The organism is Mycobacterium sp. 050134 (assembly GCF_036409085.1).
Lineage (GTDB): Bacteria > Actinomycetota > Actinomycetes > Mycobacteriales > Mycobacteriaceae > Mycobacterium.
This window is the reverse complement of the sequence record NZ_JAZGLV010000006.1, coordinates 110385-128910: the sequence shown is the minus strand read 5'-3', so window position 1 is coordinate 128910 and position 18526 is coordinate 110385. Positions and strand designations below refer to the sequence as shown.

The 18526-nt window shown below is 67.3% G+C and carries 15 protein-coding genes and 1 pseudogene; 5 read left to right on the top strand and 11 right to left on the bottom strand.

What is annotated here, in order from left to right; genetic code table 11:
* Positions 1-11 precede the first annotated feature (11 nt).
* A complete protein-coding gene (locus tag SKC42_RS09195; RefSeq protein WP_330963995.1) occupies positions 12-1289 on the bottom strand; it encodes a glycosyltransferase in 1278 nt (425 codons plus the stop codon).
* 330 nt (positions 1290-1619) lie between these two features.
* Here SKC42_RS09195 and SKC42_RS09190 point away from each other — a divergent pair, with 330 nt between their 5' ends.
* A complete protein-coding gene (locus SKC42_RS09190) occupies positions 1620-2384 on the top strand; it encodes a phthiotriol/phenolphthiotriol dimycocerosates methyltransferase (protein WP_330963994.1) in 765 nt (254 codons plus the stop codon).
* 264 nt (positions 2385-2648) lie between these two features.
* A complete protein-coding gene (locus SKC42_RS09185) occupies positions 2649-3356 on the top strand; it encodes a rhamnosyl O-methyltransferase (RefSeq protein ID WP_330963993.1) in 708 nt (235 codons plus the stop codon).
* A gap of 20 nt (positions 3357-3376) precedes the next feature.
* Here the strand turns inward: SKC42_RS09185 and SKC42_RS09180 are convergent, their stop codons facing one another.
* The 4 genes from SKC42_RS09180 to SKC42_RS09165 all read right to left on the bottom strand — a co-directional run bounded on the left by SKC42_RS09180 (position 3377) and on the right by SKC42_RS09165 (position 8274).
* Positions 3377-4381, bottom strand: coding sequence for an NAD-dependent epimerase/dehydratase family protein (locus SKC42_RS09180; protein ID WP_330963992.1), 1005 nt, complete (start codon positions 4379-4381; stop codon positions 3377-3379).
* Between the two features lie 32 nt (positions 4382-4413).
* Positions 4414-5796 carry a nucleotide sugar dehydrogenase gene (locus tag SKC42_RS09175; RefSeq protein WP_330963991.1) on the bottom strand — a complete coding sequence of 461 codons (1383 nt, stop codon included), beginning with the start codon at positions 5794-5796 and terminating at the stop codon, positions 4414-4416.
* Positions 5797-5942: 146 nt separating this feature from the next.
* Complete coding sequence (locus tag SKC42_RS09170; RefSeq protein WP_330963990.1) at positions 5943-7226, bottom strand: glycosyltransferase; 1284 nt, start codon at positions 7224-7226, stop codon at positions 5943-5945.
* A 49-nt stretch (positions 7227-7275) separates the two neighbouring features.
* The gene (locus tag SKC42_RS09165; RefSeq protein WP_330963989.1) at positions 7276-8274 is read right to left on the bottom strand and encodes a Gfo/Idh/MocA family protein; all 999 of its coding nucleotides are present in this window, start codon (positions 8272-8274) and stop codon (positions 7276-7278) included.
* A gap of 231 nt (positions 8275-8505) precedes the next feature.
* Between SKC42_RS09165 and SKC42_RS09160 the strand changes: the two genes are divergently transcribed.
* The gene (locus SKC42_RS09160) at positions 8506-10149 is read left to right on the top strand and encodes a GMC family oxidoreductase (protein ID WP_330963988.1); all 1644 of its coding nucleotides are present in this window, start codon (positions 8506-8508) and stop codon (positions 10147-10149) included.
* Between the two features lie 38 nt (positions 10150-10187).
* Here the strand turns inward: SKC42_RS09160 and SKC42_RS09155 are convergent, their stop codons facing one another.
* Genes SKC42_RS09155 through SKC42_RS09145 form a run of 3 tightly spaced genes read right to left on the bottom strand, consistent with a single transcriptional unit; the run spans position 10188 to position 12835 of the window.
* Positions 10188-11192, bottom strand: coding sequence for a Gfo/Idh/MocA family protein (locus SKC42_RS09155; RefSeq protein ID WP_330963987.1), 1005 nt, complete (start codon positions 11190-11192; stop codon positions 10188-10190).
* A gap of 18 nt (positions 11193-11210) precedes the next feature.
* Entirely contained in the window at positions 11211-11972 is a 762-nt protein-coding gene (locus SKC42_RS09150; RefSeq protein WP_330964080.1) for a TylF/MycF/NovP-related O-methyltransferase, read from the bottom strand.
* Positions 11973-12028: 56 nt separating this feature from the next.
* A complete protein-coding gene (locus SKC42_RS09145) occupies positions 12029-12835 on the bottom strand; it encodes a TylF/MycF/NovP-related O-methyltransferase (RefSeq protein ID WP_330964079.1) in 807 nt (268 codons plus the stop codon).
* Positions 12836-13082: 247 nt separating this feature from the next.
* Here SKC42_RS09145 and SKC42_RS09140 point away from each other — a divergent pair, with 247 nt between their 5' ends.
* Both SKC42_RS09140 and SKC42_RS09135 read left to right on the top strand, forming a co-directional pair.
* Positions 13083-13868, top strand: coding sequence for an alpha/beta fold hydrolase (locus SKC42_RS09140; RefSeq protein ID WP_330963986.1), 786 nt, complete (start codon positions 13083-13085; stop codon positions 13866-13868).
* Positions 13869-13925: 57 nt separating this feature from the next.
* Positions 13926-14732 (top strand): GAP family protein, encoded by an 807-nt coding sequence (locus SKC42_RS09135; RefSeq protein WP_330963985.1) that lies wholly within the window; start codon positions 13926-13928, stop codon positions 14730-14732.
* Between the two features lie 192 nt (positions 14733-14924).
* Here SKC42_RS09135 and SKC42_RS09130 read toward each other — a convergent pair.
* From SKC42_RS09130 to SKC42_RS09120, 3 genes and pseudogenes are all read right to left on the bottom strand, one after another.
* A pseudogene (locus SKC42_RS09130) lies at positions 14925-15698 on the bottom strand (TylF/MycF/NovP-related O-methyltransferase); the annotation flags it as partial.
* Positions 15699-15817: 119 nt separating this feature from the next.
* Positions 15818-17086, bottom strand: a complete 1269-nt coding sequence (locus SKC42_RS09125) for a glycosyltransferase (protein ID WP_330963984.1) — start codon at positions 17084-17086, stop codon at positions 15818-15820.
* A gap of 111 nt (positions 17087-17197) precedes the next feature.
* Positions 17198-18466: a glycosyltransferase gene (locus SKC42_RS09120; RefSeq protein ID WP_330963983.1), complete on the bottom strand. Its 1269-nt coding sequence runs from the start codon at positions 18464-18466 to the stop codon at positions 17198-17200.
* Positions 18467-18526: the final 60 nt, after the last annotated feature.

Sequence of the window (18526 nt, the reverse complement as noted above, 5' to 3'; positions counted from 1 at the left end):
GCGAGCCTCGATCAGGGGCGCGTGGGGCGCGCGAATTCTTCGATCAGGTTGGCGGCGGCGGCGACGCTGTCGGCGGGTTTGGACATCCGGGTGGCCAGCTCGCGGGCCCTGGTCTGGTATGGCGGGGCCAGCACGGCGCGAAGGTCGGCAAGCAGCGATTTCTCGTCGGTGGCCGAAAACCGGCGCCCGGCACCCACTTTCAACCGCTTGACGCGGGCCGCCCAGGCCCCTTGATCGGGCAGCGTCCAGAGGATCAGGGTGGGCAGTCCAGCGCGCAGGCCGGCGTTCGTGGTACCGGCGCCGCCGTGGTGGACGAAGGCGCGGCAGGCGGGAAGGGCCGCCGCGTAATTCATCACACCCACCACCTTGACGTGCTCGAAGCGGGACATGTCGGTGAACTCGGTTCCCGCGGCGCAGACCAGCGCGCGTTCGCCCAATTCCGCGCACACCGCGCCGATCATGGCGAGGGTGTCCGCGGCGGACTCCACCCCTACACTGCCGAACCCGAAGCAAATCGGCGGACTGCCCGAGGCGATCCAGGACGCGACCTCGTCATCGGTGTCGGTCGGCAACTCCATGGTCAGCGCGCCGACAAAGGGCCTCCTCGGCGGCCGTTGACCGTTCCATGCGGCCCATTCGGCCGCCAGCCCCGGGTAACACACCGCGTCGTAGGCCTGGATTTCCAGCGCCCCGCGGTCGGCGATCCGGCGCGTCCAGGGGCTGGTGGCCTCCGGCAAGCCGAGCGCGCGGCGCTGCGCGTCCTCGACCTTCTTCGGCCCCCGCCATGACAGCCACTCGAACGTCGACATGGCGGCGCGACCCAGCCACGGCGGCACGAATGGCAGGAGCCGCCCGTTGGCCCGCCACGGGAAGATGTGCAGGGTGGCCAACGGAATGTCGCAATACTCCGAGACATTCGCGGCGGTGTCCTCGTAGTTCATTCCGGTCAGGAGCAGGTCGGCCCCCTCGGCCATCGACGTCAGGGTCCGGCTGACCTCTTCCCGGGCTTCGGTCAGCGGCCCCGAGACTTCGGCCCACATCCTGCCCAGCTCGCGGAGCTTCCACGGGTTGCCGAAGAAATACGTCCAGAAGTCGCGATGGGGGTCCAGGATGGCCTTCAAGGCCGGCCCGTAAGGAACCGCGGTAGGACCGGCCGACTCGACGAAATCGACCATTTCTGGCGCGACGGCCATGCAAACCTCGTGCCCGCGGCGAACCAGCTCCCGGCCGACAGTGACATATGGCTCGACTTCGCCACGCGTTCCCCAGTTCGCCAACACGAATTTCATCGCCGAGGTTCTCGCCTTTCACTTCCCGTGCGTTTCGCGGCAAGGAGCGGCAGTCCCGAACTTCCACTCAGTCGCGCGGGAAGCATAACCGCGCCGGCGACGCGAATCCAGACGATCGGCGACGCCGATCGTGCGGAAAAGTACCGATCTATTCGTCGGCCGCCGCCGAACCAGTCGGAATTGGCGCGACGCGGCGGACCGCCAAACTACGGGCGTCGGTGAAGGGGCGGCCAACCGAGGCGGCAGGGCCGCAACGGATTCACCGCCTCCCGCGGGAGCCGAGGGCCTCGTTCGCATTTTTCGAGGCCTTTATGCGCGTCCCCGCGCGGATTGCGGCATACTCCACCCGTGAGCCAAGCACACCCGATTATCAATCGCTACTGGTATCGCCTGAATAGCCGCTACCTCACAGATCCCGAGACGGTTTTCTTGAACTGGGGCTACGAAGAAGACCCGCCGATGTCCTTGCCGTTAGCGGAATCCGACGAGCCCAACCGATACGCCATTCAGCTTTACCACCGCACGGCGACCCAGGTTGATCTCACGGGCAAGCAAGTCCTGGAGGTCAGCTGCGGCCACGGTGGCGGTGCGTCGTACCTGATGCGCACCCAGGGCCCGGCCTCGTATACGGGCCTGGACTTGAATCACGTCGGCGTGGAGTTCTGCCGAAGCAAACACAGACTGCCTGGCCTGGAATTCGTGAACGGTAGCGCCGAGGATCTGCCGTTCCCCGATCATTCGTTCGATGCGGTGATCAATATCGAAGCCTCGCATTGTTATGCGCGATTTCCCCGCTTCCTCAACGAGGTCGCCCGCGTCCTGCGCCCCGGAGGGCACTTCCTATACGCGGACGTCTACCAGCGCCGGGACGTCGCCGAGTGGGAGAAGGGTCTGGCGGGAGCCCCCCTGCCGCTCGTGACCGAGCGGGTCATCAACGAGGAGGTCGCCCGAGGCGTGGAGCGCATGTATCTGGATCAGTACCGGAGCAAGCGCCGGCTGCTGCCATCCTTCGGCTTCAGGTTCTGGTCGTATCTTCACGGCCGGCTGCAAAACGACGAGGTGAGTTACCGCATGTACTGCTTCGGCGGCGCCTGAGGATCCGGCGGTCCGGGGGACTATTGACTGCGGTCGCATAAATGGCGCAGCCCCAGGAGATCTCCGCAATTTTCGGCAGTCCCGATCGCGACAGAGGGCAACCTCTATTGCTAACATGCGGCGATGCGATGGCGCCGTAAAGCAGATTCCGAGCAAAGGCCGGGGAGCGCGCAGCCGGCACTGCGAAGCCGGGAGGCGGCGCGGGACGCGAGTTATGTGGACAGGAAGGCGTTCCTGCGAATCAGCGCAGCCTTATTCGAGTCCATGCCGACGCCCTGGGAGTTCGTGAAGAAAACCGCCTCCCCTTCGTTGGCCCGCTACTTTTACCAGCCGACGGGCTCGGAGCCCAATGAATATCACAAGTGGTACTACAACACTCAGGTGTTCAACAAGATCACCTGGATGGGCGTCCACACCCAGAAGTCGGTCAGCGACATGTGGAACTACCAGGAGATCCTGTATGAACTGCAGCCGTCTCTGGTGATCGAATTCGGAACACACTACGGCGGCTCGGCGCTCTTTTTCGCCAACACGATGCGGCAGATCGGCAATCCATTCAGGGTGCTCTCCGTTGACGTCTACCACGGACCACTCGAACCGACGGCGCGCCGCGATCGCGATATCGAGTTCGTGGAATCACGATCCACGGTTCCCGCGATTGCCGAGCACATTCGGCGCCTCCGGACCGATTACCCCGGCAAGGTTTTCGCCATTCTCGACAGCGACCACTCCATGAATCACGTGCTGGCCGAGATGAAACTGCTGAGGCCGTTGCTGTGCGCCGGCGACTACCTCATCGTGGAAGACTCCAACATGAACGGGCACCCCGTCCTTCCCGGGTGGGGCCCGGGCCCGTACGAGGCCATCGAGGCGTACGAGCGCGAATTCCCGGACGACTACTCGCACGACGTGGAGCGCGAGGCCAAATTCGGCTGGACACAGGCACCCAACGGCTTCTTGGTCCGCAATTGATCTTCCGGCCCGGACTCGCCCTATTGCCGGTTCCCTCCCGGTAGGTCTTCGAGGTACCACGGGTTGGCGCGCGCCCAATCGATGGTGCGGCGGAGGCCTTCCTCCACGTCGACCTCCAGGCGCCAGCCCAGCTCGCGCTGCGCCTTGGTGGAGTCGGGTATGCGGCGCGGGATGTCCTCGTAGCGGCCGCCATAACGCGCAGCGGTGTCGACGAGTTCGGCGTCGGACACCGAGTCGACATTCGCCACCTTAATGGCCAGCTCGATGGCGTCTCGCATAGTCGTCTCGGTCATGCTCCCGATGTTGTAGGCCTCGCCGATCGCGGCGCCGCTGTCGGCCGCGAGCAAGGTGCCGGCGATCGCATCGTCGACGTAGGTGAAACAGCGGGTTTGGTCGCCCGAGTCGTAGAGCAGCGGCCGGCCGCCATTGAGGATCCGGTGAATGCTTTGTGAGATAACGAATATCGGGCTCTGCCGGGGACCGTACACGTTGAAGTAGCGGACCACCGTCACGGGCAGCGCATACGCCGTGTGCATCGCGAAGACCAGGTGCTCGGCCATGGCCTTGCTGGTGCTGTAGCTCCACCGGGCGGTGCGGGTGGAACCGAGGACGCGATCGTCGTCCTCGGCGAACGGCGGGTTGGGGTTCTTCCCGAAAACCTCGGAGGTGCTGGCGAACACCACACGAATGCCGTGCGTCCGGCTCAGCTCGAGGACGTTGCGGGTGCCGATCACGTTGACGTCGAGCACTCGCAGCGGGTCGTCGAGATAGTTCTTGACCCCGACGACCGCGGCGAGGTGGAAGACGGTGTCGACCCCCGGCGTCAGGGCTTCCGCCAAGGCGTCGGGATCGGTGACGTCGCCCTGGACGAACCTGAATCCGGCCCGGCCGTCGAAATCCATGCTGGTGTCGCGTGTGTTCTTGGCGAAGTCGAAGACCGTGACCGTGTCGCCCCGCTCCAGCAAAGCGGAGACCAGGTGCGACCCGATGAAGCCGTAGCCGCCCGTCACGACGACATTGGACATTCTTATTCTTCCGTTTCCAGGGCGCAGGTCACCTACCGGCCGATTCCCTTGTAGACGAAGCCCGCGGCCCGCACCGCCGCCGGGTCGAAGCTGTTCCGGCCGTCGAGGAACACACACTGCGCCGCCGTCAGGTCGGCGAGGCGGGCCAGAGGTATCTGGTGGAATTGGCGGTGCCCCGCCAGCACCACCAGGGCGTCGGCGTCCTTGACCGCGGACTCGATGTCCGGGGTCATGGGTAGCTTCGTCACCGTCAGCGCCTCCTCGTCGGGCACCCATGGGTCGTGGACCGTCAGCTGACAGCCGGACTCCTCGAGCAACCCGACGACGTATTTGGTCGGCGTTAAACGGCAGTCGCCGGTGTTGTTCTTGAACGCGATGCCGAGCACCGCGATCTTGCTGTCCTCGATCGACTTGCCCCGCTCGGCGAGGAGGTGCTCCAGCAGCCCGTACGTGTACGCGGGCATCGTGTCGTTGACGGTCCTCGATGTCCGCGGGATGTCCAACTGCAGCCCGACCGACTGACCCAGATGGTTGACGAACCACGGATCCTTCGTCAGGCAATACCCCCCGACGCCCATACTCGGCCGCAGGATGTTCACGTCGCGGCCGCCCTTGGGCATCGTGTTGGCCGCCTCGATCACCTGGAGGGCGTCCATGTCCAGGCGGTCGCACACTTTGGCCAGCTCGTTCGCCAGGGCGACGTTGAGGTCGACCCACAGGTTGTCCGCGAGCTTGACCATCTCGGCGGTCCGCGGGTCGTCGACCACCACCGAATCGACCCCGAGGGCATGTCGCCACAGGGTGGAGCAGGCGCGGGCGCTGCGTTCCTCGACGGCGCCGACCACGACGGGAATCGACGTCAGCTCGTGGATCGCCTGGCCCTCGGCGAGCCGCTCGGGGCAAAACGCCAACCCGAAGTCGACCCCGGCGCGCAGCCCCGAGGCCTCCTCGAGAATCGGCCGCACCAGCTTTTCGGTGGTGTCGGGTGGGACCGTGCTCTTGAGGATGACGAGGTGGCCGGCCTGTAGGTGCTCGCCCACGGCGCGCGCGGCCGATTTGATGTCGTCGACGATCGGTTCGAAGTCCGCGCCCAGCGGCGTGCCGACGGTGACGATGATGAAGTCGTTGTCGGCCAGCGCGCCGAAATCGGTTGTGGCGCGCAGTCTGCCGACCCGGACGTTGTTGGCGACGAGCTCGCTCAGCCCCGGTTCCGGCACGGTGGCCTTGCCGAGGTTGATCTCGTCGACGACGCTCTCGCGCACGTCGATGCCCGTGACGGGCCAGCCGCGCTCGGCGAGCACGGCGCCGATCACCGTGCCGATGTACCCGAAGCCCACCACCGCGATCCCCGACCGCATGCCACGGACGAGGAGGTCGATCTCGGCGTCGCTCCGACCGAACGCACCTCTAGCCATGGCAGACCCAACCCTTCAGTCCCCCAGTGCGTCCTGTGAACTAAAAAGCTGGGGGCCTCCCGCCTCCGGCTAACTCCTCGGAAGTCTAATCAACACCCGTCCAATAGGCCAGAATCTTGTTTCGCACCGGCGAACACGGGATTCGATCAGGTGGTGCAGCCGCGGCGAGCCGCGAAGCGGGCGAAATCCTCCACCCGGTCGGCCGCGGCCACCGCGCTGTCCGCGGGCCTGATGATCCTCGGCGCGATTTCGCGAGCCCGGGCGACGAATTGCGGGTCCAGGACGCGGCGCAGATCGGCAACCAGTGACTTCTCGGTGGTGGTCGAGAACCGCCGCCCGGCACCCACCTTCAGTCGTTTCAGCGCGGCCGCGAAAAAGGGCTGATCCGGCAGCGTCCACAACACCAACTGGGGGATGCCGGCGCGCAGGCCCGCCGCCAGGGTGCCGGCGCCGCCGTGATGGACGACCGCGCGGCACGCCGGAAAGATCGAGCCGTAATTGACCACGCCCACCACCTTGACGTGGTCCGACCGTGGCGCGTCGCCGAAGTCGGTGGACCCGGAGCAGACCAATGCCCGTTCGCCCAGCTTTGCGCAGGCCGCGCCGATCATCGCCAGCGTGTCGGCCGGGGACTCGACCGGGATGCTGCCGAATCCGAAACAGATCGGCGGCGTCCCGGCGGCGATCCACGACGCGACCTCCTCGTCGGCGTCGGTCGGTAGCTCCATCGCCAGCGCCCCGACGAACGGGCGCCGGCCTTCCCATGTCGCCCATTCCTCGGCGAGACCGGGGAAGCACGTCGGGTCGTAGGCCTGCACCTCCAGCGATCCCCGTTCGGCCACCCGCCGCGACGCGGAGCGCGTGGCCGGGGCGAGCCCCAGCTCGCGGCGCTGCGCGTCCTCCCCCTTCTTCATCCCCCGCCAGGCCAGCCAGTCGTTCGCCGCCATCGCCCGGCGCGAAACCGGCGCCGGCAGGTATGGCGCAAGCAGCTGGCCGTGCGGGCGCACCGGGAAGAAATGCAGTGTGGCCAAAGGGATGTCGAAGTGCTCCGCGACGTTGACCGCGGGCTGCTCGAAGATCAGCCCGGTGAGCAAAAGGTCCGCACCTTCGGTCGCGGAATTCAGTGTCGTCGTCATGTCCGCCCAGCAGCGCGTCGCGAACTCTTCGGTTTCGCGCGCCATCCTCCCGAGCTCCCGCACCTTCCACGGGGTACGGGTGTAGACCGTCCAATACCGTCGCTGCCCGTCCAGGATGGGCTGCGAATCCAGCCCATAGGCGACCGCCGCAAGACCGGCGGCCGCCACGAAGGCGAGCAGGTTAGGCGGGACCACCATCAGCACGTCATGCCCGCGGCGCCGCAGCTCGCGCCCCACCACCACCGCGGGCTCCACATCGCCGCGCCCCCCGTACGAGGCCAGCACAAACTTCATCGGGGGGCGCGCCCCTTTCGGCCGTCGTGCCCGCGGGCGGCGCCGGGCGTCATGCCGGCTCGCGCACGGGGAGGCCGGCGGCGCGGTAGATCGCGTCGATGACGGTCATGTTCTCGACCGCGTCCTGCGGTGTCGTCCGCACCGGCTCCCCCCGCAGCACGGCCGCCGCGAACGCGTCGAGCTGGTACGCGTAGGTGGCACGCCGCGGGAAGCGCTCCACCCGCTTTCCGTCGGCGGAGCGGATGACGAGCCGTGGGAACAGGTGGGGCGCCGCCGGACTCAGCCAGTGCAGCTCGCCGCGCTCGGCAACCACCTTGGCGGAGGCGCGGAACAGGTTGGACGACCACAGCGCGCACCGCAGCCGCCCCGTGTGCCCGCTCGCGAACCGCAGCTCGGCGGTCATGGCCCGGTCCACCCGCGGGTCGCGCAGCCTGGCGCGCGCCGAGACGACCTCGGGGGTCGAGCCGCCGAACGTGCGCAGCATGTTGACCACGTAGCTGCCGGCATCCATCATCGCGCCGCCCGCGAACGAGTAGTTGTAGCAATTGCCGGAGAAGTTTCGCAACATGACGCAGAGGGTGACCTCCACGTGCTCGAGCCTGCCCAACTCCCCCGAGGCGATGATCTGCTCAACGCGCAACGTCAGCGGGTGGTGACGAAATTGGATCGCCTCCATCACCACCCGGTCCGAGGTGGCCGCCAGCTCGGCGATGTCGCGGGCCTCGGCGGCGTTGGCGGTGAAGGGCTTTTCGCACAGGACGTGTTTGCCCGCGGCAAGGGCGGCTCGGGTCCACTGGCCGTGCATGCTGGTCGGCAGCAAGACGTAGATAGCGTCCAGGTCGGGGTCGGCGATCAGCGCCTCGTAGCTGCCGTGCGGCCGTGGGATGCCGTGTTTGGCGCTGAAGGCCTGGGCACTGGCCGCGTCGCGGGCTCCCACCGCCGCGACCACGACCTCGTCGGTTTCCCGCGCCGGGTTGAGCAACGTGGTCGGCGCGTAGCTCGACGCGCCCAGGACGCCGATCCGCACCGGGGCGCAGCCGTGAGCCATGGGCGGGATGCTAGCACCGGCCCGGGTGATTCGGGTTGGCGAACGAGGCATGGAACCGGCCAGCATCGGCCCGGACACCGAGCGCGGCCCGAACACGGTTGCCGGTAGCGCGAACCACCGGCCGGTCAGGGGCGGACCTCGATTCGCCGGTTGGAGTAATTGGCGATGGTACGATCGCGAATCGCCCAGGCCGGGCCACGCTTTGGGTCATATCCACTGAGGAGCTCGACGTTGGCTGACGGCGACCTGAGTCCGCGCGAGGCCGAACGCGTCCTGTGGGACGTGATCGTGGTGGGCACGGGCATGGGCGGGGGGATGCTGGGCAACCGGCTGGCCCGCTCGGGCCGGCGGGTGTTGTTCGTCGAGAAGGGCCGCTCGACGCTGCCCGGGTCGCCAGGAACCATCCGCGCCGCGATCCCCGAGCTCGCCGAGCCGCGGGCTTACCGGTCGCCGGTGGCCTTCTACGACTCGTTGGCGCGGGCCGGGCGCACGACCGACGAGGTCGAAGACATCAGCGGGCGCTTCCCGCGCCGGTTCGTGCCGTTCATTGGGAGCGGCACCGGCGGGTCGTCGGCTCTCTACGGCATGGTGTGCGAGCGGTTCTTCGCCGGCGACTTCACCCCCCGGCAGAACTTCCGCGACCCCGGCGATTCCACCGTGCCCGAGGCCTGGCCGATCAGCTACGAGCAGCTCCGGCCCTGGTACGCCGAGGCCGAGAAGGCGCTGGGCGTTCGCGGCGAACCCGACCCTCTGCGCCCGGCGGCGGCCGAGGCCGATCTGCCTGCGGCGCCGCCGTTTTCGGCAGCCAACCAACCGTTGGTCAATTACCTCGCGGGCCGCGGTCTGCACCCGTATCACCTGCCGATGGCCTGCGATTACACCGACGGCTGCACCACCTGCCAGACCTACCTTTGCGACCGGTCGTGCAAGAACGACGCCGCCCGAAACGGGGTGCTGCCCGCCGTCACCGAGCACGGTGCCCACCTGCTGGCCGACTGTCTCGTCGTGCGCCTGGATGCCGACCGGACCCGGGTGCGGCAGGTGATCTGCCGCCATGGCTCCGACACGTTGGCCCTCAAAAGCAAGGTGGTGGTGCTCGCCGCCGGTGCGCTCGTCACGCCGGTGCTGCTGCTCAATTCCCGCTCGGGCGAATGGCCGCGCGGTCTGGCGAATGGCTCCGATTGGGTCGGCCGGAACCTCATGCGCCACCTGCTGGACCCGATCGAGACCTGGCCGCAGCCCTGGCAAGGGCCGGCGGCGGCGGCGAACAAGGAGATCGGATTCAACGACTTCTACTTCTGGGAAGGCCAAAAGTACGGCACCGTGCAGTCATTCGGCGCGTTACCCCCGGTGGAGTGGCTGACCAACCGCCCCGGCTGGCGCGGCAGAGCGCTGAACCTGGCGGGCCCGGTCGTGCGTCAGGTCTACAAACGCTTCCTGAGCGGCGGGCTGGTACTCGCCGCGATGACCGAAGACCTGCCGTACCTGGACAACCGCGTCCTACCGTATAACCGGCCCAGCGGGGACGGCCGCCAACGAGTGCGCATCCGATACCGCCTGCACGCCAGCGAGATCGAGCGCCGCACGGTGTTCTTGCGCCAGTTGAAAGACGTGTTGGCGCCGTTTCGCACGATCGCCATCGGCAGCGGCAAGGACAACGCGAACCTGGGCCACGTCTGCGGCACGTGCCGCTTTGGTACCGACCCGAAGACGAGCGTGCTGGACGCCCAGAACCGCGCCCACGAGGTGGACAACCTGTACGTCATCGACACCTCCTTCTTCCCGTCCAGCGCCGGACTCAACCCGAGCCTGACGGTCGCGGCGAACGCCCTGCGGGTGGCCGCGCATGTGGACCAGGCGCATTTCGCCAGCTGACCAAGTCGACAACGCTGCCTCCGCAACGGGTTCAGCGTTCAGGCCGGCTTGCGCAGGGGAAGGCCCGCCGCACGGTAGATCGCATCGATGACGCCCATGTTCTCGACCGCGTTCTGCGGTGTGGTCTTCACCGGCTCGCCGCGCAGCACGGCCGCCGAGAAAGCGTCGAGCTGATACGCGAAGGAACTGCGCGCCGGGAAACGCTCCACCCGCTGGCTGTCGGCCGATCGGACGGAGAGCCGATGGAAGAGGTGGGGCGCCGCCGGACTGAGCACCCGGAGTTCGCCGCGGTCGCCGACCAGCTTTGCGCTCGCCCGGAACAGGTTCGACGACCACAGCGCGCAGCGGATCCCACCGGTGAGCCAGCTTTCGAACCGAAGCTCGGCCGTCATCGCCCGGTCGATGTCGGGACGGCCCAATTTCGCTTGTGCCGAAAGAACTTCGGGAGTCGAACCGCCGAAGGTGCGCACCATGTCGACCGCATACACGCCGGCGTCCATGAGCGCGCCCCCGGCAAGGGAGTAGTCGTACACGTTGGGGTTGGAGCGCCTGGGCAGCAGGACGCACAAGGCGACGTCCACCCGTTCCAGTTTACCGAGCTCTCCGGAGGCGACGATCTGTTGGGTGCGCGACGTCAGCGGGTGATAGCGGTACTGGATCGCCTCCATCACCACCCGGCCGGATGCCGCTGCCAGCTCCGCGATCTCGCGCGCCTCGGCGGCGTTGGCCATGAACGGCTTCTCACACAGCACGTGCTTGCCCGCGGCGAGCGCGGCCCGCGTCCACCTGCCGTGCAGGCTGTTCGGCAGCACGATGTAGACGGCATCCAGGTCGCTATCGGCGAGCAGCGAGTCGTAACTCTCGTGCGCCTTGGCGATGCCGTGCTTGGCGGCGAAAGCACGCGCCTGGGAAACGTCGCGGTCGGCCACCGCCGCCACCACGACCTCTTCGCTTGTCCGGGCCGGCTTGACGAGAATCATCGGCGCGAAGCGCGAAGCGCCCAGGATGCCGATCCGCACCGGGGCGCCGATGCCGGCGTTCATGCCGTCACGTGATCGGGGTCAGGGGGTGGGCTCATGGCAGAGCGCCGGCTTGATGAGCAGGCCCTGGCCGGTCGGCAACGCGCAAATCGACACGCCCAGTTCGCTCGCCACGGCATCCATGGCGAGGCGCTGCTCCTCGGATCCGCGGAAGGCGTAGTCGTCCAGCAGCACGAAGGCGCCTGGCACCAGGCGCGGCCAGAGATTGCGCAATGCCGCGACTTCCGGTGGCGCGCAGTTCATGTCGATGTGCAGGAAGGCAATGGTGCGCGCCTCGACCTGCTCAAGCGTTTCCGGGATCGCGCCCACGATGATGCGGTGGTTATGCCACTGAGCGAAGTTGGCACGGACGCCGTCGACCGAGTTGACATAGAAACCGTCGCGCAGGTGCTTCTTGTTCTTCTTCAGGATCCCGGATCGACTTTCACCGGCGGTGATGTAGCGCGAATCGAGTCCCGCGAACGTATCGAGCAGATAGAACGTCTTGCCCAGCCGATCCCACTCGAGGAATTCCATGACGGCGCTGCTCAAGAACCCGTAGTTGACCCCGCATTCCACGAAGTCCCCGTCGAGCCGGCTCGCACAGGAGGCCGCCCACAGCCCGACGTTCACCCGCCAGTGCCAGTGATAGCGGTCGCGGCCGCCGATGGCCTGGACGCCGCGCCGATATGCCCGCTGGAACTGTGGATCGTCCATGAAGGCGTGGCGATGAATGCTGATCAGGCCGTCGGCGGCGTAGACGTCCCGGATGACCACCGTCCGCCCGCGTGCCGCGCGGCGCATGCCGCCGCCGACGAGGGCGACTGTGGCCACTCCGAAGAGCGTGCCGACCGATCTCATCACTTGCGCCACAGCACACCCGTTCCGTCTATGTCGACGATCTCCGCCGAGATCTCGTGTTTCGCGCGGTAGTCGGTGACGGCCTGCTCACACGCCTTCACCGCCTGATAGTCGTCGATGATGCAGAAGCCCCCCGGAGACAACCGCGGGTACAGCGCGTCGAGCGCTTGTATCGTGCTCTCGTACAGGTCGCCGTCGAGCCTCAACACGGCGAGCCGCTCGATCGGGGCATCCTGCAACGTGTCCTTGAACCAGCCCGGCAGGAAGCGCACCCTGTCGTCGAGCAGGCCGTAGCGCTCGAAATTCGCCCTGACCACCGCTTCCGGCACGCCGAGGATCCCGGCGGCCAACTCCGCCCTGATGCCCTTGTCGGCCGCGTAATTGTCGGGATCGGAGCGCGGCACGCCCTCGAAGGAATCGGCCAGCCACACGCATCGCGTCTCGTCTCCGTAGGCGGCCAGGACCGCGCGCATGAGGATGCACGCCCCTCCGCGCCACACTCCGCATTCGATCAGGTCACCGGGAATGTCGTCGGCCAGCACCGTCTCGACGCACTGCTGCAGGCTGGCCAGCCTCTGCATGCCGATCATCGTTTCGGCCTCGGCGGGCCAGTCCAGGCCCAGTTCGCGCCTCCGCTGATCGAACGGGCTGGTGCCGGTGCGGATCGAGCTGAGGGTGTTGACGAATTTGAGGAGGAGGCGCCGCCGCCACGGCCAATCGGCGGGCATGCGCTCGTGCATCCCGTAACGGGTGAGATTGCGTCGGAGCAAATCGAGGTAGAGCGAGCGGACGTCGTTGTCGGTGATGGTCAAGATTGCCCCTGTCCCGCATGCCGGCACTTCCGGCGCTGAGTGTAGACGCCCATTGGACACATGTTTAAGAGATATCGGCATCGAATTTCCGCCGGGCCACCCGGCCCTTCGCCGCGGCGGGCTCGCACCGGGCAATAGCCAACGGAATTGCCGGTGCCCGTGGACGCCGACCGCGGCGCTTTGCGCCGGCCGCCAACTTGTCGGACCTGGCGCATTCTTGGGGACCGAATAGGATCGCCCCGTGGATTTGTTCTTTCGAGAATCCGGTTCGGCCCGGGCGCCGGCGATTGTCTTCCTGCACGGCGGGGAGTACAGCGGGCGATCGTGGCAACCGGTGGTCGAAAGGCTGCGGGAACGCTATCGCTGTCTGGTCCCGGATCTACCGCAACACGGCAACAGTTTGCAGCCGGAACCATTCGAAATGAAGGGGGCCGCCACCGCCGTGGCGGAACTCATCCGCGCGCGGGTCGGTGGCCGGGCGCATTTGGTGGGCCTGTCGCTCGGAGCTCAGGTGGGGGCGCAATTGTTGGCCGCAAATCCGGAACTCATCGACCGGGCCGTGCTGTGCGGGGCCATCGTCAACGAGCTGCCGGGGGTCCGCTTTGCGCAGTTGGTCATGGGGGTGGTCGCGCGGGTCTCCCGCTCCGTGACCCTTCGAAAGAACGCCCGGCTCATCGGGGTTTCCCCGGCGAGGCGCGACGACTACCGCGATGACATCCGCCTCATGCCGGCCGAACAGGTCGCGCACGTCGTGGAGGCGGTCACGGGTTTCACACTTCCCGACGGGCTCGACAAATCGGACTCCCCCGCGTTGTTCCTCAGTGGCTCCCACGACATGTGGCTCGTTCGCCGCTCGGCGGCGGCGCTCGCGCGGAAAATGCCGAACGGCATCGACCGAATCGCGACCGGAATGGACCACGAGTGGCCCTTGCACAATCCGGACCTTTTCTCACGCACCGTCGACGGCTGGCTTTCGAACTCGGCGCTCCCACCCGAGATCGCGCTAACCGATTCCATCCGTCGCTAAGAGCTTTTCCCATTCCGCCGCCGCACAATAAGAAACCGAAGAGGTAGTGTTCCAGCCGTGTGGAGCCCGGCTCTGGTCTTAGCGCTTGCGCTCGCGCTCGATCCGCTCCGGCTCGGCCTGATCGTTCTGATGATCACTCGACCGCGGCCGACGCAAAGCCTGTTCGCCTACTGGGTCGGCGCGATGGCCGTGAGCGTGCCTTACATGCTCGTTCCGCTAATGGTGCTGCATTCCGTACCGACGTTCAGGACCACCGCACACCATTTGGCCGTGGCCTCGTTCACCAGTCCCACCGTCCATCACATTCAAATCGCCATCGGAGTGCTCGCAATATCGATCGCCGCGCTGATGACAATTCGCCATCGCATGTCGCCGCGCGTGTACGTTCCGGCAGCGAACGGCACCGGGTCGCCGGGAGGGCCGGACGCCGGCACCTCGGCGAGCGTCCGCACGGCGGAAGGGGAACCAGATGCGCGGAAGGAGCGCCATCCCGTGGGACACGTGCTGCGCGGGCGTGCCCGCGTCGCTTGGGACAACGGCTCCTCATGGATCTCCGTGGTGGTGGGCCTCGCGTCGGGCCCGCCGCCCCTGACCGTCCTGTTGGTCCTCACCAGCATCATGGCCTCGGGGACCGCGATCGGCACACAGGTCGGCCTGGCGATCGCCTGGGTCGTCGGGATGTTCGCGGTCGTCGAGATCATCCTCGTCAGCCACGTGGCCGCGCCGGCGAAGACCGAGGCATTCCTGCGACGCGTACACGACTGGGTCTTGGCGCACCGTCGCCAAACCCTGATCGCCCTGGTGGCGGTCCTCGGGATCATGATGGTCGCCTACGGTATGGGGCCGGTCCAAACCGGAGCCTGAGCGCCAAGGGGCAACGGGCCCTTTGCAATACGCGGCCGTTACTCCTTGCTCTTACTCCTTGCGCCAGAGCACGCCGCCGCAGCGACCCGAGGAAAGATCACGCCGGTCGTGCGTGAAGTCCTTCGTGCCGGCGCGGGCGCCGCTCGGGCTGGCCGCGACCGACGCGGGCTGCCGCCGCTGGGAACTCACCGGTCCGCTTTCGTCGACTTCGAAGATCTCCGCGGTGATGCCGTGATCGGCGCGATAGTCCGCGACCGCCCGCCGGCATGCCTCGATGTCGAGGTAGTCGTCGACGATGCAGAAACCACCCGGGGACAGGCGGGGGTACAGCGCGTCGAGCGCCTGGATCGTCGACTCGTACAGGTCGCCGTCGAGCCTCAACACCGCGATGCGATCAATCGGCGCCGTGGGCAGCGTGTCTTTGAACCAGCCCGGCAGGAAGCGGACCCGGTCGTCGAGCAATCCGTAGCGCTGGAAATTGGCTTTGACTTCGGCCTCCGGGACGGCAAGGGCGGCGCCGGCAAGGCCCACCTTGATGTCCTTGTCGGCCTGGTAATTCGCGGTGTCCGGGCGAGGCAGGCCCTCAAACGAGTCGCATAGCCAGACGGACCGGGTTTCGTCGCCGTACGCGGCCAGCACCGCGCGCATGAGAATGCAGGCCCCCCCGCGCCAGACCCCGCATTCGACGAGGTCGCCCGGGATGCCCTCCTCCAGCACGGTCTCGACGCAACGTTGCAGGCTGGTGAGTCGATGCATGCCGATCATCGTCTCGGCCTCCGCCGGCCAGTCCCCGCCCAAGTCGCGCTTTCGCTTGTCGAACGGACGCTTGTTCACGAGCATGAAATTGCCAAATTTGAGTGGATGCCCGAGCGACCAACCCACGGGTTCGAGTTCCTCGACGCCGTATCTGGTGAGGTTGCGCCGGAGCAGGTCAAGGTAGAGGGATCGCGCGTCGCTATTGGTCACGGTCAAAACGGCCCCTGTCTTGCGTGCCGGCACTTGTCGGCGATGAGCTTAGACTTTCGCCGAAACCGCCAAAAGCCTTTCGGACTTTTCTTCAACTTCATGATTCGCCGATCACTCGATCACACAACCCGCTTGAGCCGGGCGAAATCCTCGACGAGGTCCGCAGCGGCCGCAACGCTTTCGGTGGGTTTGGTCATCCGCGTCGCGATCTCCCGGGCGCGGGCCACGTAATCCCCGGCGAGGATGGTGCGCAGGTCGACGACCAACGATTCCTCGGTGGTGGCCGAGAGGCGGCGAGCGGTGCCGACCTTCAGCCGTTTGATCGCGGCGCCCCAGAGCGGCTGATCGGGCAACGTCCAGAGGATCAGTGCGGGTACCCCGGCGCGCAGCCCCGCGGCCGTGGTGCCGGCGCCGCCGTGGTGCACGACCGCTCGGCAGGACGGGAAGATCGCCGCGTAGTTGACCGTGCCCACCACCTTGACGTGGTCGGCGCCGGGGACGCTACCGAAGTCCGTCCCGGCGGCGCAGACGAGCGCGCGCTCACCCAACCGGGCGCAGGCCGCGCTGATCATCGCCAACGTGTCGGCCGCGGATTCCACCGAGATGCTCCCGAAGCTGAAGCAGACCGGTGGTGTCCCGGCCGCGATCCACGAGGCGACCTCCTCGTCGGCGTCCGTCGGCAACTCCATCGTCAACGCACCGGTGAAGGGGCGGTGGGCGGCGGCCTTCCCCCATTCGGCGGCCAGCCCCGGGAAGCACACCTCGTCGTAGGCCTGAATTTCCAGCCAGCCGCGCTCGGCGATCCGCTTCTGTACCGGCGCGATCGCCCTCGGCAGGCCGAGCTCGCGGCGCTGCGCGTCCTCGACCTTCCGCGATCCCAGCCAGGACAGCCACCAGAACGCCGACGTCATCAATCGGCCCAGTGGCGCCGGCAGGAACGGCACGAGCTGGCTCCGGGCCCGCACGGGGAACCAATGCAGCGTCACCAACGGAATGCCATGAGCCTCCGCGATGTTCGCGGCGGCCACCTCGAAATTCACGCCGATGAACAGCACATCGGCCTCGTCCGCCAGCGCCGAGAGCGTCGTGCTCATCCCGACCCAGCACTCGCGAATGCCCTCCTCGACCTCGCGGCGCATTCTGCCCAATTCCCGGATCCGCCACGGGCTGGCGAAGAAGCACGTCCAGTATTCGCGCGTCACCGCCATGATGGCGTGCGTGTCGGGTCCGCAGGCGACCGTCTTCAGACCGGCCGACTCGGCGAAGGCGACGAGGTCGGGCGGGACGGCGATTTGCACTTCGTGTCCCCTGCGCAGCAGCTCGCGGCCGACGGCGACGCATGGCTCGATATCACCGCGCCGCCCCCAATTCGCCATGACCAACCTCATCGCGGGTCCGCCTTTCGCCGCCCGAGCGCACAGTTGCCGAACACCCGCCGCGCCACCGAGCCCACCCGGACACCGCGGACGCCCGCCGGACCTGGTCGCCCCCCGCGCCAGTCAGCCAAGGCCGCGCTCGCTGACGTATTTCTCCAAATGGTCGGCCGCGGCCGCGACGCTGTCGGCGGGCCTGGTCATTCGGGCGGCGACCTCGCGTGCGCGAGCGCGGTAGTCCGGGGCGAGGATGGTGCGCAAGTCCGCAACGAGCGATGTCTCGGTGGTGGCCGAAAAGCGCCGGGAGGTGCCGACTTTCAGCTGTCTGACGGCGGCGCCCCAAATCACCTGGACGTCCGCCATCCAGAGGATCAGCGTGGGAACCCCGGCGCGCAGGCCCGCCGCCGTGGTTCCCGCGCCGCCGTGGTGCACCACGGCGCGACAGGATGGGAAGACGGCCGCGTAGTTCATCGCACTCACCACCTTGACGTGATCGTCCTCCGGTTCTCCCCGAAAGTCTGACGCCGCGGCACATACCAGCGCGCGCTCGCCCAACCGCGTGCAGGCCACCCGGATCATCGCCAGCGTGTCGGCGGCGGATTCGACCGGGATGCTGCCGAATCCGAAACAGATCGGCGGCGTTCCCGCGGCGATCCACGACGCGACCTCGGCATCGGCCTCGGTCGCCAACTCCATCGTCAGCGTGCCGACGAACGGCCGCTTGTCCCCCCACCTCGCCCATTCGGCCGCGAGTCCGGGAAAACAGACCTCGTCATATGCCTGGATTTCCAGCGATCCTTGTTCGGCGATCCGTCGCGGCACGGGCGAGGTGACCGTGGGCAGACCGAGTTCGCCGCGCTGGGCGTCCTGGGCTTTCTTCACACCGCGCCAGATCAGCCACTCGTAGACCTTCATCGCCGAGCGGATCAGCGGCGCCGGCAGGATCGGAACGATGTAACCGTTGACCCGTATCGGGAACCACACGAGGGTGGCGAACGAAAGCCCGCGGTATTCCGCGACATTGGCGGCCAGCTCCTCGAAACTGACGCCGGTCAACACCAGATCCGCCCCGTCCGTCAGCGAGGTCAGGACGGCGCTCATCCCGCCCCAGGCGCGGGTGCCCGGCGCCCGGGATTCCTGCAACAGATCTTTGAGCTCGCCGACCTTCCAGAAGGTGCGGAAAAAGCGCGCCCAGAAATTGCGCGTCGATTCCAGCCATGCCTGGATGTCCGGGCCGTAGGCGACGGCCTGGAGCCCGGCCGACTCGGCGAAACCCGTCAGGTCCGGAGGGACTGCCATGCGCACGATGTGGCCTCTGCGCAGGAGCTCGCGCCCGAGCGCGACACCGGGCTCGACGTCGCCGCGAGTGCCGTAGAACGCCAGCACAAACTTCATCGGGTGGATCCTGGCCCTTCACTGTCCGTGCGCATTCGGTGAAATGACAGCGGCGGCCTC